General features: G+C 52.6%; 12 protein-coding genes. 5 read left to right on the top strand and 7 right to left on the bottom strand.

Annotated features, from left to right (window positions below; translation table 11 throughout):
• Positions 1–76: 76 nt before the first annotated feature.
• From miaB to H7U12_RS18505, 5 genes are all read right to left on the bottom strand, one after another.
• Complete coding sequence (gene miaB, locus H7U12_RS18525) at positions 77–1,510, bottom strand: tRNA (N6-isopentenyl adenosine(37)-C2)-methylthiotransferase MiaB (protein ID WP_186640867.1); 1,434 nt, start codon at positions 1,508–1,510, stop codon at positions 77–79.
• Between the two features lie 128 nt (positions 1,511–1,638).
• Entirely contained in the window at positions 1,639–2,277 is a 639-nt protein-coding gene (locus tag H7U12_RS18520; RefSeq protein ID WP_186640864.1) for a hypothetical protein, read from the bottom strand.
• A 304-nt stretch (positions 2,278–2,581) separates the two neighbouring features.
• Positions 2,582–3,871 carry an aminodeoxychorismate synthase component I gene (gene pabB, locus H7U12_RS18515; RefSeq protein WP_186640862.1) on the bottom strand — a complete coding sequence of 430 codons (1,290 nt, stop codon included), beginning with the start codon at positions 3,869–3,871 and terminating at the stop codon, positions 2,582–2,584.
• Positions 3,872–4,104: 233 nt separating this feature from the next.
• Positions 4,105–4,839, bottom strand: a complete 735-nt coding sequence (locus H7U12_RS18510) for a zinc ribbon domain-containing protein (protein WP_186640860.1) — start codon at positions 4,837–4,839, stop codon at positions 4,105–4,107.
• Between the two features lie 7 nt (positions 4,840–4,846).
• Positions 4,847–5,944, bottom strand: a complete 1,098-nt coding sequence (locus tag H7U12_RS18505; protein WP_186640858.1) for a Nif3-like dinuclear metal center hexameric protein — start codon at positions 5,942–5,944, stop codon at positions 4,847–4,849.
• 60 nt (positions 5,945–6,004) lie between these two features.
• Here H7U12_RS18505 and lpxK point away from each other — a divergent pair, with 60 nt between their 5' ends.
• From lpxK to miaE, 3 genes are all read left to right on the top strand, one after another.
• On the top strand, positions 6,005–7,093 hold the full coding sequence (lpxK, locus tag H7U12_RS18500; protein ID WP_186640850.1) for a tetraacyldisaccharide 4'-kinase: 1,089 nt from the start codon (positions 6,005–6,007) through the stop codon (positions 7,091–7,093).
• Positions 7,083–9,044, top strand: a complete 1,962-nt coding sequence (locus tag H7U12_RS18495) for a putative porin (protein WP_186640848.1) — start codon at positions 7,083–7,085, stop codon at positions 9,042–9,044. Before lpxK ends, H7U12_RS18495 begins: the two co-directional genes overlap by 11 nt.
• A gap of 479 nt (positions 9,045–9,523) precedes the next feature.
• The gene (gene miaE, locus H7U12_RS18490) at positions 9,524–10,117 is read left to right on the top strand and encodes a tRNA-(ms[2]io[6]A)-hydroxylase (RefSeq protein ID WP_255896891.1); all 594 of its coding nucleotides are present in this window, start codon (positions 9,524–9,526) and stop codon (positions 10,115–10,117) included.
• A 207-nt stretch (positions 10,118–10,324) separates the two neighbouring features.
• Here the strand turns inward: miaE and H7U12_RS18485 are convergent, their stop codons facing one another.
• Positions 10,325–11,596 (bottom strand): asparagine synthetase B, encoded by a 1,272-nt coding sequence (locus tag H7U12_RS18485; protein ID WP_186640845.1) that lies wholly within the window; start codon positions 11,594–11,596, stop codon positions 10,325–10,327.
• 128 nt (positions 11,597–11,724) lie between these two features.
• On the opposite strand from H7U12_RS18485, the gene H7U12_RS18480 reads away from it, so the two are divergent.
• Positions 11,725–12,960, top strand: coding sequence for an ABC transporter permease (locus tag H7U12_RS18480; protein ID WP_186640843.1), 1,236 nt, complete (start codon positions 11,725–11,727; stop codon positions 12,958–12,960).
• 109 nt (positions 12,961–13,069) lie between these two features.
• Entirely contained in the window at positions 13,070–14,395 is a 1,326-nt protein-coding gene (locus H7U12_RS18475) for a voltage-gated chloride channel family protein (protein WP_186640841.1), read from the top strand.
• 71 nt (positions 14,396–14,466) lie between these two features.
• On the opposite strand, the gene H7U12_RS18470 is transcribed toward H7U12_RS18475, so the two are convergent.
• Entirely contained in the window at positions 14,467–15,087 is a 621-nt protein-coding gene (locus H7U12_RS18470) for an OmpH family outer membrane protein (RefSeq protein ID WP_186640839.1), read from the bottom strand.
• Positions 15,088–15,139 lie beyond the last annotated feature (52 nt).

The following is a 15,139-nucleotide window of genomic DNA, read 5'->3' as shown; positions in this document are numbered from 1 at the left end:
AATGCGAAGATTTGGAAATGCAGTGCCTTGCCTGGGGAAATTCATCTTCAAATCTCCTCATCTCCAAATTTTCAAATTAAAGAACGGGTTCCCCAAACAAGGTGCCTACGGAGCAGTCGGTGATGAGCACGTTCACGTAGTCGCCTTTCTTGAAATGCATCTTAGGGAAGATCACCACTTTGTTCTGGTCGTTTCGGCCGCTGAGCATGTCGTCTGAGCGTTTGGAGAAGTTCTCCACCAGTACCTTAGACACTTTTCCTACGTCCAGTTTATTCCGCTCCAGGGAGTAGAAACGCTGCTTGTCAATGATTTCCTGCAGACGACGCTTTTTGGTTTCCAGCGGAATGTCATCCGTCAGTTTACGGGCCGCCAGGGTGCCGGGGCGCTCTGAGTAGAAGAACATGTAGGCGTAGTCATACTGCACGTAATCAATGAGTGACAGCGTGTCCTGGTGCTCTTCCTCGGTTTCGGAGCAGAAACCGGCGATCATATCGGTGGAAATGCCACACTCAACGCCCAGAATTCTTCTGATGGCGTCTACGCGCTCCATGTACCAGGCGCGGTCATAGGTGCGGTTCATGAGTTCCAGCACGCGGGAGTTCCCGCTCTGAGCCGGTAAGTGGATGTACTTGCAGATGTTGTCGTACTTTTTCATGGTGTACAACACATCATCGGTGATGTCTTTGGGATGGGAGGTGGAGAAACGTACCCGCAGGTCTGGGCTGATCAAGGCCACCATCTCCAATAATTGGGCAAAATTCACCCGCACCAGGCCGTCTTCCGATGCCCATTTATATGAGTCCACATTCTGACCCAGCAAAGTTACTTCTTTGTAGCCCTGGTTCACCAGTTCCTGTGCTTCATGCACAATGGAATGAGCATCGCGGCTCCGTTCGCGGCCGCGGGTGAACGGCACCACGCAGAAAGAGCACATGTTGTCGCAGCCGCGCATGATGGACACAAACGCACTCACGCCGTTACTGTTCAACCGAATAGGGTTGATATCGGCGTAGGTTTCCTCACGGGAGAGGAGCACGTTCACGGCTTTGTGGCCGCCGTCTACCTCGTTGATGAGCGAAGGCAAATCGCGGTACGCGTCCGGGCCAACCACCAGGTCCACCATCTTCTCTTCTTCCAGCAGGTTCTTTTTAAGACGCTCGGCCATACAGCCCAACACGCCTACCACCATACCGGGCTTCTTTTTCTTGAGGTGCTGCAACTGCGTGAGGCGGTGCCGCACCGTCTGCTCGGCTTTCTCCCGGATAGAGCAGGTGTTCAGCAATACCAGATCGGCGTTGGTCACTTCTGAGGTGGTGTCAAACCCAGCTTCGAACAGGATAGAGGAAACGATCTCACTGTCAGAGAAATTCATCTGACAGCCGTAACTTTCAATATAGAGTTTCCGCTGACGGCCAGTGTTGGAATCAACCGTTACTTTGGTATCACACGCGGCGGCTTGCTCCGGCGTGCGGTTGTCAATGAAGTCTAAGTCCAGAATGGGTGCGTGCATAAGGGCAAATTAAAACACAAAGGTAAGCATATTTCACCTGCTTATGACAGAATGGCAGATGATATTTTTAAACAAAAGCGCCTGCAAGGTAGCTTGCAGGCGCTTTGATGATGGAGGGAAAGAGCAGATTATTGGGCCTGGTTCAACTCAAACTTAAGCCGCCCGGTGGTAGATTCATTCAGGCAGATGACGCCGTAAGCGGTTTCGCCGGGGTTGATGGTTTTGTTGAGGATGTTGTTCCCGATGATTTCCTCTTTCATTTTCTTGTTGGCATTCCCCGCCACTAACATGTTACCGGCGGCAATAGGAAGGCCGATGGGAAGGGAAGTGGAGGAACTTTCGGTTACATAGGATCCACTGGTATTTTCCTGGGTAATGTTCAAGAAAAGGAGAGCGTACAGCAGATAAATGGGCACGCCTTGTTTTATCTTGTTAGCGGCAACGGTGGGCTCCATCGGGATGATCTCCCGGCCTCCCATGAACAAGCGGCAATCGCGCCCAACATGAATAGGGGCATCGGTATTGTTCACCACCTTCATGGACACTACCTTCATGTTGTTCTTCGTCTCCTTCTTTGCGTATTTCTTGTTATTGCGTAAGGTCATGACATCAAACGCGAAAGAAGTAGACAGCGCGCCAGTGGCGGAAATCTCATTATAGTCATAATGCACAGTTTGCGGCCGAATGGGCCGATAGGAAGAGGCGCAGCTTCCCAAAAACAAGACCAAAGCGAGGCTGGTACCTAACAGAGTAGAGGTTTTCTTCATAAAATAGCTAATTAAAGGTAAAAGGGTTAGATAGGTTGGATTTGTACTGCAAGATAATGCTATATCCTTTCAAGATAAAGTAATGATTTATAATTATTTTGGAATACGCTTCATGGCAAAACCCTAGAACTGATGCCCAAAAATAGACCAGCAGGAACCAGCCTGAACTTTGGAGCATTTCAAGTTCTATTTTCTGTTTTGAGCTTGTTTAGGTAAAAACAGCACTAAAATGAAATGGGAGAAAAAGCCTTCAAGTATTTCATCAAGGAAGGAATAATCATACCCTTCCTTGGAGCACACAAGGTCAGTTTGCCAGAACGTTTCTGATGGCTTCGGCTTTCAGGAGACACTCCTGGTATTCCTGCTCCGGGTCTGAGTCATAGGTGATGGCGCTGCCCACTTCAAAGGAGAGGTACCCGGTGGCAACGTTGTACTGTAAACTTCGAATCACCACGTTGAAATCAAAGTCGCCGTTGGGCAGGAAGTAGCCGAGGGAGCCGGAGTAGAGGCCCCGCTTGGTTTGCTCATACTGTTCAATCAGCTCCAGCGCCCTGATTTTAGGCGCGCCGGTCATGCTGCCCATGGGGAAAGCAGCCTTCAGTACCTCCACTGCTGGTACAGTTTCTGGAAGCTGGGCGGTCACGGTGGAGATCATCTGCCACACGTATTTAAAACCGTATAACCCGAACAGTTCTTCTACCTGCACGGTGCCCGTGGCGGCTACCCGGTTTAGGTCATTCCGGACCAGGTCTACAATCATCATGTTCTCGGCCTGCTCTTTCTCGCTGGCGGCGAGCTGTTCCTTCTGGCGCTGGTCTTCCTCTGGGGTGCTGCCTCGCCGGATGGTCCCCTTAATAGGTTGCGAAATCAGTAAGTCACCCGACTTTTTCAGGAACCTTTCCGGGCTGGCACAAAGCAAGTAACGTTCCTTCAATTTAAGAAAGCCAGCAAATGGAGTAGGAGAGGCTTGGTTCAATTTCCAGAACAAGGCCAGCGGGCTGATTGATGCCTGTTCCGCGTAGAATTCCTGGCAGTAGTTCACTTCGTAGACATCGCCGTGCAGGATGTGCTGCCTCAGTTGTTCTACGTTATGCAGGTAATCTTCCTTCTTGACGCGGGGAACTGTTTTAACCTTGTTTTCAGAAAAAGAGGCCGTAAACGGCGTATGCGCTATGGAGCGGGCGATAGCCTCCGGATCTTCTGTGGTGGAATAAATGGTGAGGGCATCCTCGGCCCAGAGGAGCCAGGTTTCCGGCAGGAAGAAGTACAGTTCGGGGAAACCAATAAAATCCGGATGTTGGCTGTGCAGTTTCTCCAGGCCGTTCTTGAGGTCATAGGTCAGGTAACCGAGTAACGGACGGTTGTCGGGTTGAGAAAGCTGGTCCTGAAGCTGTTCCCAGGAGGTGATGTCCTGGCTGCTGGCGTGGCGGCGCATGCCTAAGAGATTAGTGAAGGTGCCGTAGCGGTAGTTTAGTTGATTGGGTTCATAATATGCCACCAGTTCATTGTGCTCGGCTGCCCAGGCCAAGGCCTGCTGTTTCCATTGGAGAACCGGGACAGGAAGGGAAGCAAAAGGCAAGGTCAGCGAATTCATGAAAAAGGAACCGGAGTGAAAGCGGGCTTAAAGATACGCAGATTATCTCATGCAGACGGGAATCCTCGCCAGACCTGATCCTCCCCAACTTCCCGTTTTAAGCCTCTTTTCTGAAAACGGGTGCCGAAACAACTGAAGACCGGCGGTGCCGTTTTGCGGGAGATTTAGGGAAAAGGCACAAAAAAAAGGATGGTAGTCACACCATCCTTTTCACGCTATAATTATTTGTCTGTTTACACGATTGCTTTTTGCTCCACATCGGCTAAGATACGGCCGCAGTGCTCACAAACGGTGATCTTCTTGTGGGCGGCAATGTCTGACTGACGTTGCGGGGGAACGGTGTTGAAACATCCGCCGCAGGCGTCACGCTTCACGGTTACCACGGCCAGGCCGTTGCGAACGTTCTTCCGGATCCGGTTGTAAGCGAACAGAAGGCGATCCTCAATGTGGGTGATGGCTTCTTCTTTCTCCTCGTTCAGTTTGCGCTCATCTTCCTCGCTCTCGTTCACCATCACCTGCAGCTCGGCATTCTTGGTGTTCAGGTCTTTCTGGCGCTCTTCCAGACGGTTTTTGGTTTCCTGGATCTCCAGGTTTTTCTGCTCTATCTGGAAATTAGCCTCCCGGATCTTCTTCTCGTTGATCTGGATTTCCAGTTTCTGAAGTTCAATCTCTTTGGTGATGGCGTCAAACTCGCGGTTGTTGCGGACGTTCTCCTGTTGTTCCTCGTATTTCTTGATCAGTTTCTCAGCGTCTTTGATGCCTTGCTTGCGGTTGGCAATGGATTGCTGCAACTCGGCAATTTCGTCATCAAACTTGCTCACGCGTACTTGGTAGCCGGCAATCTCATCTTCCAGGTCACGAACCTCTTCCGGAAGGTCGCCTCTAATTTGTAGAATCTTGTCCAATTGAGAATCTAAGCTCTGAAGTCTTAGAAGTGCATCTAACTTACTTGCTACAGTACTTTCCATGTATAATTTAGCTGTGTCTTACGGGATTTGTAGGGGTATTTGACAAATCAACTGCAAAATTAGGAAAAGATTTTGTAAGTATATCATAAAAAAGCTCCTTCGTGAAAACTTCACTTTCATAATGACCTACATCTACTAAGGTGAACTGCTCCGTGGCCTCAAAGAACTCGTGATATTTCAAATCTGCCGTCAGGAACACGTCTGCCCCGGCCGCTTTGGCCTGTCTGGTCAGGAAACTTCCGGCCCCGCCGCAGACGGCAATTCTTTTAATGGCTTTCTGAGGCCAGGCCGTGTGCCGGAAGGTGTTGATCTGCAGCCGCTCTTTCACGTGCTGCACGAAAGCCTCCGGCGAGAGCGCCTCTTCCAGCTCACCCACCATGCCGGCGCCCACTTCCTGGTTCTCGTTTTGCAGAGAAACCAAATAGTGCGCCACCTCCTCGTAGGGGTGGGCCTGCACCAGCGCGCGCATGATCTGGTTCTGCTTGAACGACGGGAAAATCACCTCTATTTTGTTTTCGATGGTTTCCTCGGTTTGGCCGGGTTCGCCAATGTGCGGATTGGCTTGCGCCGATGGCGTGAACCGGCCCGTGCCCGTAACTCTGAAGCTACAGTCTGAATAGTCGCCTATCTGTCCGGCACCGGCTTTATGCAGCGCCGCCAGCACTTTCTCGGTGTCTTCCAGCGGCACATAGGTCTCCAGTTTGGTCAGGATCTGGGTTTTAGGGGCAAGTACCTTGGGGTGGAGGATGCCCAGTTTTTCGCACAGCTTGGCATTGACTCCGTTGTGCACGTGGTCCAGGTTGGTGTGGCAGGCGAAAATGGCGATCTGGTGCTGCAGCGCCTTGAGCAGGATGCGTTCTACGGGTGTTTTGCCGGTCAGGCTTTTCAGGGGCTTGAAGATCACCGGGTGGTGCGCCACAATCAGGTTGCAGCCGCGCTGTAGTGCTTCCTCTACCACTTCCAGGGTGCAGTCCAGGGTGACCAGAACTCCGGTGATGGTGGCTTCTGGGTCGCCCACCTGGAGCAAGGCGTTGTCATACGATTCCTGATACGCCGGGGGTGCGTAGCGCTCCAGTACCTGCACCACTTCTTTTATCTTTGTCATACGTTAGGTTTAAAGCCGTTGAAGGCAAAGAAAGGTAAAAATCATGTACTTTTGCAGCTTATGCCCGTAACCACGTCCGCCTTGCGTTTCCTTTTGTTTCCGTTCGCGCAGCTGTACGGGGGCATTGTGCGTCTGCGGAATGTCTTATACGACCAGGAGCTGTTCTCTGTCTACCAGGCGCCCATTCCGGTGATTTGCGTGGGGAATCTGAGCGTGGGCGGCACCGGCAAAACTCCGCAGGTAGAATATTTGGCCCGCCTGTTACAACCCCGCCACATCGCCATCCTTAGCCGCGGCTACAAACGAAAAACCAAAGGCTTCGTCTTAGCCGACCATCAAGCCACCGCCGCCACGTTAGGCGATGAACCGTTCCAGTACACGCAAAGCCTGCCCCAGGTGCGGGTAGCCGTCTGTGAGAAACGTGCCCTGGGAATCCAGCGGTTGCTCCAGCTTTTCCCCGATTTAGACGTGATTCTGCTGGATGACGCGTTTCAGCACCGGGCGGTGAAAGCCTCCTCGTACCTGTTGCTTACCGATTTCAACCGCTTGTTTACCCAGGATTACCTCTTGCCCATGGGCTTGCTGCGGGAACCCAGGAGTGGGGCCCGCCGGGCCGATGCCGTAGTGGTGACCAAATGTCCGCGGGTGATATCCCAAGAACAACAGACGCTCATTCAGAAGCAGGTGCAGGAATACACCTCTGCGGGCACACCGGTTTTTTTCTCGCAAATAGTCTACGCCCCGGCTGTACCGGTTGGCCAGGGAACTACGTTAGGGAAAAGGCTGATTTTAGTGACTGGTATTGCCAACGCTCAGCCGCTGGTGAAGCATTTGCAGCAGGAGAGGTATGAGGTGGTGCGCCACTTTGATTGGCCAGACCATGCGGCCGTTACGCCGGAGCGAGTTGGGGAAGTGGTGACCTTTCATGCCTCTCTGCGGGATTCGGCCATAAGTATTCTGATGACCCAAAAAGATGCGGTGAAGTGGCAGGAGCCCAGCCTTACAGGTTTGTGGCGGTCATTGCCGGTATACTATTTGCCTATTACCAATGCCTTTGCCCCGCAGGAACCTTCTTTTGATGCCACCATCCAGCGCTGGGTACCGCCCATTGGTTCAGATATTAATCTTACTTTTGAACGTGACTTATAAGAAACTGATAGCTGCGGCTTTTTTGGGATGGCTGGGTACTTACTCCCAGACCCAGGCCCAAATCCTGAACGATTCCACGAAAGCCATTTATGGTTCGGCCACCACCAAGGTGATCTACGAGGCGGACATCTTCAAAGGAAATCTTACCTCTACCCGGATTGACACGGCACTGACCAACCTGCCCAACAACCGGTTCTGGTATTATGACTCTACCTTGCAGCAGAACCTGGGCAACACGGGCACGGCTTCCCAACCGCTTTTCTGGAGGATGCCCACGCAGTTAGGTAATCGGCTGGGCAAAAATGCCTTTGACCCGTACGCCGTCAACCCCGCCACCATTGAATACTATGACACCAAATCGCCTTTCACGTTCCTGCACTACCTGCAGGGTGGGTTGGGGGACCAAATCTTCCGGGCGAAACATACCCGAAACGTGTCGGCTAACTGGAACGTGGGCATTGGCTATGAGCGCCTGGGGGCTGAGCGCCAGTTTGGAACCATTGGCAGCGGTTTAGACGGACTGGTGAGCCACTACGGTTTTCAGGCGTTTACGCATTACGCCAGCAAAAACGAACGGTACCGCCTCATGGCCAATTACAGCCTGAGCAGCCACGAGCAGATTGAGTTGGGCGGCATCCGCCCAGAGCGCGGCGAACCCATCGATAGTCTTTTTGAATACAAAGAGGAACCGGCCTGGCTGCAGCAGGCCACCTCAGACGAGAAGCGCAACAGCTTCCATGCCACCCAATGGTACAAATTGCTGGGACCCGGGCTGCAGCTGTACCACACGCTGGATGTGAATACCCAAAACAATGATTACACCGATAAAGCCTTGCCGTATGATACCGTGGGCTCAGGTGATCCCAAAGTGCAGACTCTGAAATTCTACCCCAGAGCCCAGCTGGATGGGACCCGCACCTATGACGATTCGTACTTCCGGCAGATAGAGAACACGTTTGGCGTGATGGGCAGCGGCCGCTTGTTTGTGTACCGGGCGTATGCCAAACGCCGTGATGGTTCTTATAAAGTAACCGCCGAAGGAGTGAAAAGAATTCCCCGTCCTGATCTGCAGGACAGCCTGGCGTATTACGTGAAGGAGGAAAAGCGAACCATCGCCGATAACTTCATCGGGGGTGAGGCCCAGTTCCGGTTGAAGAACGATATCTATGTCACCACGGATGGCGAGTTCCAGATAGGCGGCGGCGATTACCGCCTCAATGCGCAGGCCCGCTACAAGTACCTCACGTTTCGGCAAACCAGGTCGTCTTATTCTCCCACTCTGGTGCAGAGGGTCTACATCAGTAACCATTTTCAGTGGTCCCATGATTTTGAGAACATTCAAGCCAACCAGACAGCCGCAACTCTGGAGGCAGGCTACCGCAATCATTACCTCAACGCGCAACTGCAGTTCACCAACCTCCGGAACTACGTCTACTACCAGGATTCTCTCCGGAAAGACCGTGCTGACTGGGCTACTCCGGCGCAGACGTCGGGTAACACCAACCTGGTGCAAGCCAGTGTGCGGTACAAGTTCAGCGTAAAATCATTCGTCTTCGACAACAACGTGTATTACAACCAAGTGACCGGCCAGGAAGTGATCCGGATGCCCGAGTGGTATGTACAGTCCAGGGTGTATGTGCAGGGACCGGCCTTCAAGAAAGCCATCTATGTACAGGCCGGGGTTGAGATGAACTGGCACTCCGATTATTACGCCGATGGGTACATGCCGGTCACCCAGCAGTTCCATTTGCAGAACGATTTCCTGGTGACCCGTTATCCCACGCTGGACGTGTTCCTGAGCGCCGACATCAAAACCGTGAACCTTTTCCTGAAGCTTAGCCACCTCAACAACGTCATCAGTGACTGGGAGCAAGGGTACTTCACCACGCCGTATTACGTGGCCAACCCCTTTACCTTTAACTTAGGTTTGCAGTGGAATTTCTATGATTAAGCTTTTCAGATTAGAAGATTGGTAGATTAGAAGATGTGAAAATGAGGAGATTCGAGGTTAAGAAAACTTAATCTAATGGCTACTTTTCTGTTTATAGGCAGTTTTCTTAGAAATGGTTTGTAAACAGAAACCTTCCTTAATGGGGCCAGTATGGCTCGTCTATGGCGCGGAAGTTACTTCCGTGACTTTCTTAAAAATGTAAGTCACGGAAGTAACTTCCGCGCCATAGACGAGCTAAAGAAAATCGAAGAAATCTTGTTTTAGAGTCTTTTTCAGAAATATAATCCTAAAACAGGTTAATGCGCTTTAGAGTAGCTGTTGTTCTTCTATCAAAAAATCAACAAACTATTTGATCATCATCACATTTTCAAATCTCCACATTTTCAAATCTCCACATTTTCAAATCTCCACATTTTCAAATCTCCATATCTCCTAATTTCCACATCTTCCAATCTTCACATCTTCAAATATCAAAACCAGTGGCAAAGTCAATCCTTAAACTTCAACTACCCACAGATCCTCGGTGGGTGAACATCGCGGAAATGAACATCCAGGACATTCTGGTAGACCATGCGTACTGTGAGCAGAAAGCCGCCACCTCCGGTATCTCCCTCATCGTGAAGTATCCAGACAAGACTAAACTGGTGGAAGAAATGACCGCGCTGGTGGCCGAGGAGTGGAGCCACTTTGAACGGGTGCTGGAGGAACTGAAGAAACGTGGCTATGAACTGGGCCGGAACCGGGCCGATGAGTACGTGGTCCAACTAAGCAAGCACATCCGGAAAGGGGACAAGCGGGAGCGCCAGCTCATGGACCACCTGCTAGTGAATGCCTTGATAGAAGCCCGTTCCTGCGAACGCTTCAAACTGCTCTGGAAGAACCTGCAGGACGAAGACCTCCAGAAGTTCTACTATGAGCTGATGGTCTCTGAAGCCGGGCATTACGTGAGTTTCGTGAAGCTGGCCAAAGAATACATGCCCAAAGAAGTGGTGGACGCCCGTTTACAGGAGCTCCTGATAATTGAGGCAGACATCATCGCCAACCTGGAGCATCGCCCGGACAGGATTCACTGATTCAGATGTGAAGATTTGGAGATGTGGAAATTATGAGATTTGAAAATATGACGATGAAATAACAGGTTACATTACCTGAAATGATTGAGGGGTTTAGGGGCTGTTTTCATGAAAACAGCCCCTAAACCCCTCAATCATTTAAATCAATTCATCTCCTCATCTTCACATCTCCAAATCTTCACATCATTAAATCTCCTCATCACCGCATCACGTCTTCTGTTTCTTCTTCTTGGCGGCTGGGAACAGAATATTGTTCAGAATGAGGCGGTAACCCGGGGAGTTGGGGTAGAGGGCCAGGTCAGTGGGTTCCTCTTCCACGAAGTGCTGGTAGTCCTCGGGGTCATGGCCGCCGTAGAAGGTCCAGGTGCCTTTCCCGAAGGTGCCGTGAATGTAGCGGGCCTCGTCAATGGACTTGGTTTCGCCCATCACCACCACCTCAGACTTGATCAGCTTTTTCTTGAAGCCCGTAGTTAACCCCATGAAGCCTTTGATGGTTTTGACGTGGTTCTGGGTCAGCATGGTAGGAATGGGGTCCCACTTGGCTGAGTAGGTGAAAAGCTGAAAGTAATCATTGTTCTCGCGGAGGCCGCGCTCCAGTTGCGAGTTGTCAATGTTGGAGAACTCGGGGTGGTAGGGGTCCCGGATGAGGGTAAAGTCCTTGAAGGCAAAGGTGTTGGCGAAGTTCAGCTTCTGCTGAGCTTGAGGATCGGAGGGATCGCCGTCAAACATGCTCTCGGTGATGTCCAGCCCCACGGCCGCCAGGGCAATGTCATAGGTATCGGTGGCGGAGCACATGGCGAACATAAAGCCGCCGCCCGCGCAGAAATCCCGGATGCGCTGGGCCACGGCGCTTTTCAGCTGGGGCACTTTGCTGAACCCGAACCGCTTGGCAATAGCCTCTGACTCCCGCTTCTGCTCAATGTACCAGGGCGTGTTCCGGAAGGCGGTATAGAATTTTCCCTGCTGGCCGGTAAAGTCCTCGTGGTGCAGGTGCAACCAGTCATATTTGGGCAGCTTGTCTTCCAGAATCTCTGCGTCATAGACAATTTCATAGGGGATCTCGGCGTAGGTGAGCACCAGGGTTACGGCATCGTCCCAGGGTTGTTTTGATTTGGGCGAGTACACCGCAATCTTGGGCGCTTTCTCCAGCTTCATCACGTCCATGTTAGACTCCGGGGCGGCAATCTCGGTTAAGATCTGGCTGTACTGCGCATCGGAGATGGTCTGGTAGCTGATGCCGCGCACCACCAGTTCGTTTTCCAGCTGGTTTCCCTGTTTCAGGGCAAAAGCGCCGCCTTTGTAATTCAAGAGCCATTCAACCTCCACCTGCCGTTGAAGCGCCCAGTAGGCCAGCCCGTAGGCTTTGAGATGGTTCTTCTGCGACGCATCCATGGGCAGGAGCAGGTAAGACGCCCACGAGGCCCGCGCAGTCCCCAGCAGCACCAGCAGAAGAAATAAAATTCGGAACAAAGTCTTCATTAGCAATCAGTTTGGAACGAATTTAAGAAAAACGGGCAATAAACCGGAAAACCGTTACTTTTATATCAGTAAGAAAGAGCCCGTTTGTACGACAGATAGGCTGTACCGGTACTGGCTCCAGAGAAAACATGAATCTTTTAGAAAACACCAAGGAAGGTTTCCGCTCCATCAAAGGCAATTTGCTCCGCACAGTGCTCACCGCCCTCATCATCTCCATCGGGATCATGTCGTTGGTAGGTATTCTAACGGCAATTGAGGGCATCAAGTATTCCGTATCCAGCACATTTTCCTCTCTGGGGGCCAATTCCTTTGATATTGAGAAGAAATGGGAGGGCGGCGGACAGCAGGGCGGCCGGCATGCCAAAGTATTCCCCAACATCACCGAGTTCCAGGCCCGGCAGTACAAGCAACTCATGGCCGACAAAGCGCGGGTTAGTCTCTCTACCCATGTGAGCGGCAACGTGGCCGTGAAAGCCGGCAGCATCAAAACCAACCCCAACATGAGCGTAATTGGCGGCGACGAAAATTACCTGGTGAACGAGAACTATGACCTGGAACTGGGCCGGCCGTTCTCTAACCTGGAGATTGAAACCGGAGCCCCGGTAGCCATTATTGGCGAGGAAGTGGCCGAAAAACTGTTCCCGAAACAAAGCCCCGAGGGCAAGAGCCTGATCATGCTGGGCCGCCGCTTCAAAGTAATTGGCAAGATCAAGAGCCAGGGCGGTGGCTTAGGCGGCGGCGGCAGTAACCGCCGGATCATTATCCCGCTGGAAGCCGCTACCCAGATTCCCACCCAAAGTCCTTTAACTTTCGAGATTAAATCCGCTATTCTGAATGAGTCCAGCCTAGCGTTTGCCATGGAAGAGGCCACGGGCATCATGCGCAAAGTGCGCCAGGACCGCTTAGGGCAGGAAGACTCGTTCCAGATCACCCGCAGCGACTCGGTGGAGCAGGAGCTGAATAACATCACCGGTTACCTGAAAACCGGCGGTTTCTTGGTAGGGTTTATCACCTTGCTGGGGGCGTCCATTGGCCTCATGAACATCATGATGGTGAGCGTAACCGAACGCACGCGTGAAATCGGCATCCGGAAAGCCCTGGGCGCCACCATTAAGCAGATCAGGTTGCAGTTTCTGATTGAGGCCATCGTGATCTGTGTGCTGGGCGGTGTGGTAGGCATTCTGCTGGGCATTCTCATGGGCAACGGCATTGCCATGCTCATCGGCAAAGGCGAGTTCTTCGTGCCGTGGCTGTGGATGATTGTGGGCATGGCGATTTGTATCTCCGTGGGGCTGATCTCCGGGTATTACCCGGCCTACAAAGCCTCCAAGCTGGACCCCATAGAATCGCTCCGTTACGAATAACGCGAATCATGGAAATAAAGGAAACTACTCGTTCCTCAAGCCTGCTCTCCGTTTTAGGGCCCGTTTCTGAAAAGACGCGGTAAACCGAAGAAAGAGCATTTAATATTGTATGCCCCCGTTCCCCAAAAAACGCTTTCCTGATTCTTTCTTTGCCAGAACCTCATTTCTGCTGGACGTAACGCTCAACTTCAACTACCTTTTCCGCTGGTCAGGCCTTGCCCTGCTGGTGGGGGCTCTGGCGGGAAGCGCCTCGGCTTTGTTCCTGGTCTTACTGGACTGGGCCACGGAGTACCGCGAGAGTCATCTCTGGATCATCGCGCTTTTACCGGTGGGAGGATTACTGGTTGGCTGGATGTACCACCGTTGGGGACAGGAAGCGCAAGCGGGCAATAACTTGCTGTTGCAAAGCATCCAAACCCCTTCAACTAAAAGGATTCCCTGGATCATGGCGCCGCTGGTCTTAATTGCTACGGTGCTGACGCATTTGGTGGGCGGCTCCGCAGGCCGCGAGGGAACGGCGGTGCAGATGGGCGGAGCGATGGCCGATCAGTTGACGCCTCTTTTCAAATTACGACCCCGGGACCGGAAGATGCTCCTGATCTGCGGGGTGAGCGCCGGCTTCGCCTCCGTTTTCGGGACGCCCCTGGCGGGGGCGGTTTTTGCGTTGGAGGTTTTCCTGCTAGGTCAACTGCGGTACAATGCGCTGGTGCCGTCGTTTCTGGCGGCGGTGGTGGCGCACGCCGTGACTACCGCCTGGGGCGTAGGCCACACGCAGTACCCCGTGGTGGCAGCACCCGCTCTCACATTCTGGACAGTAGGCGCCACCCTGGTGGCGGGGATTAGCTTCGCGTTGGCCGCCCGGCTCTTTTCCTGGGCCTCTCATGCCGTAGGCGATACGTTCCGGAAATATATCGCTTACCCGCCGCTTCGGCCAGTAGTTGGTGGTGCCATTCTGGCCCTTCTCATCTGGTTGCTGGGCACTACCAAGTACATCGGTTTGGGAATTCCCACCATCGTGGCATCTTTTGCCGGACCGCTGCCTTCGTATGATTTCCTGCTGAAGCTTTTCCTGACCGCGCTTACGCTGGGCTGTGGCTTCAAGGGAGGAGAGGTGACGCCTTTGTTTTTCATTGGCGCCACATTGGGCAATGCGCTGTTTCCCTGGCTTCCGTTGCCCCTGGAGGTGCTGGCGGCCATGGGGTTTGTGGCCGTTTTCGCGGGAGCCGCCAATACGCCGCTGGCCTGCACGCTCATGGCCATGGAACTGTTTGGCACCGGTTGTGGCATCTATGCCGGGCTGGCCTGCGTGGTGGCGTACCTGTTCTCCGGGCATACCGGTATTTACGGGGCGCAAGTAGTGGAGAACAGCAAACACCCGTATTACGTCCGCGAGGCCGGCACCAGGTTAGCTGAGATCAGGCGGCGGCGTTTTTGAGGCGTTTTTCAGAAAAGAGCATAAAAAAAGCCTGACGTCTGCCAGGCTTTTTTTATGCGCAAGAAGAGCGCTTATTTCTTAGTAGCGGGTTTGTTCGCTTTGTATTCCTCGTTCAGGCCTTTTACCGCATCTTCGGTGATGTCCAGCGAGGTATCTCCGTAGAGGATGGCGCTATTGCCGCGGGTATAGGTCAAGACCATTTTGTAGCCTTTCTCCTGGCTGATCTTCTTAAGATGGGCTTCTACTTTCTCGTAGATTTTCTTCATCTCATCGTTCTCGTCTTTGGCTAACTGCTGGCCCGCGCTCTGCTGCTGGGCGGCCAGTTGCTGCTCTTTCTGGGCCAGTCGCTGCTCAGTGGAAGCTCTTTGTTCCTGGGTCATGCCGGCACCGGTTTGTCTGTATTGCTCCACTTCTTTCTGGAAGCTGGTGGCTTTGGTGCGGAGGTCGCCTTCCATGCGCTTGCCTTTGGCTTCCAGGCGGGCTTTCACATCTTTGAAGTACTGGTATCTGTTCAAAAGCGAATCAGAGTTCACGAAAACAATCTCGGCGGCCGGGGTGGCAGCGGGAGTGGCGGTTTCGTCAGCAGTAGCAGCCGGTTCTGAGGCGGTGGTCGTCTCGGTTTTGGCGGCAGTGGTTGGCGTGGCAGCCTGGTCTTTCTTACAGGCGGCGAAGGAAGCTGATAGAACAGCCAATAAAACAAGCTTTTTAGATACGCTCACAGTCAGTTATTAAGATGATAAATGA

Source organism: Rufibacter sediminis (assembly GCF_014269285.1).
GTDB lineage: Bacteria > Bacteroidota > Bacteroidia > Cytophagales > Hymenobacteraceae > Nibribacter > Nibribacter sediminis.
The sequence above is the reverse complement of the archived record's forward strand: the minus strand, read 5'-3'. Positions and strand labels throughout refer to the sequence as shown.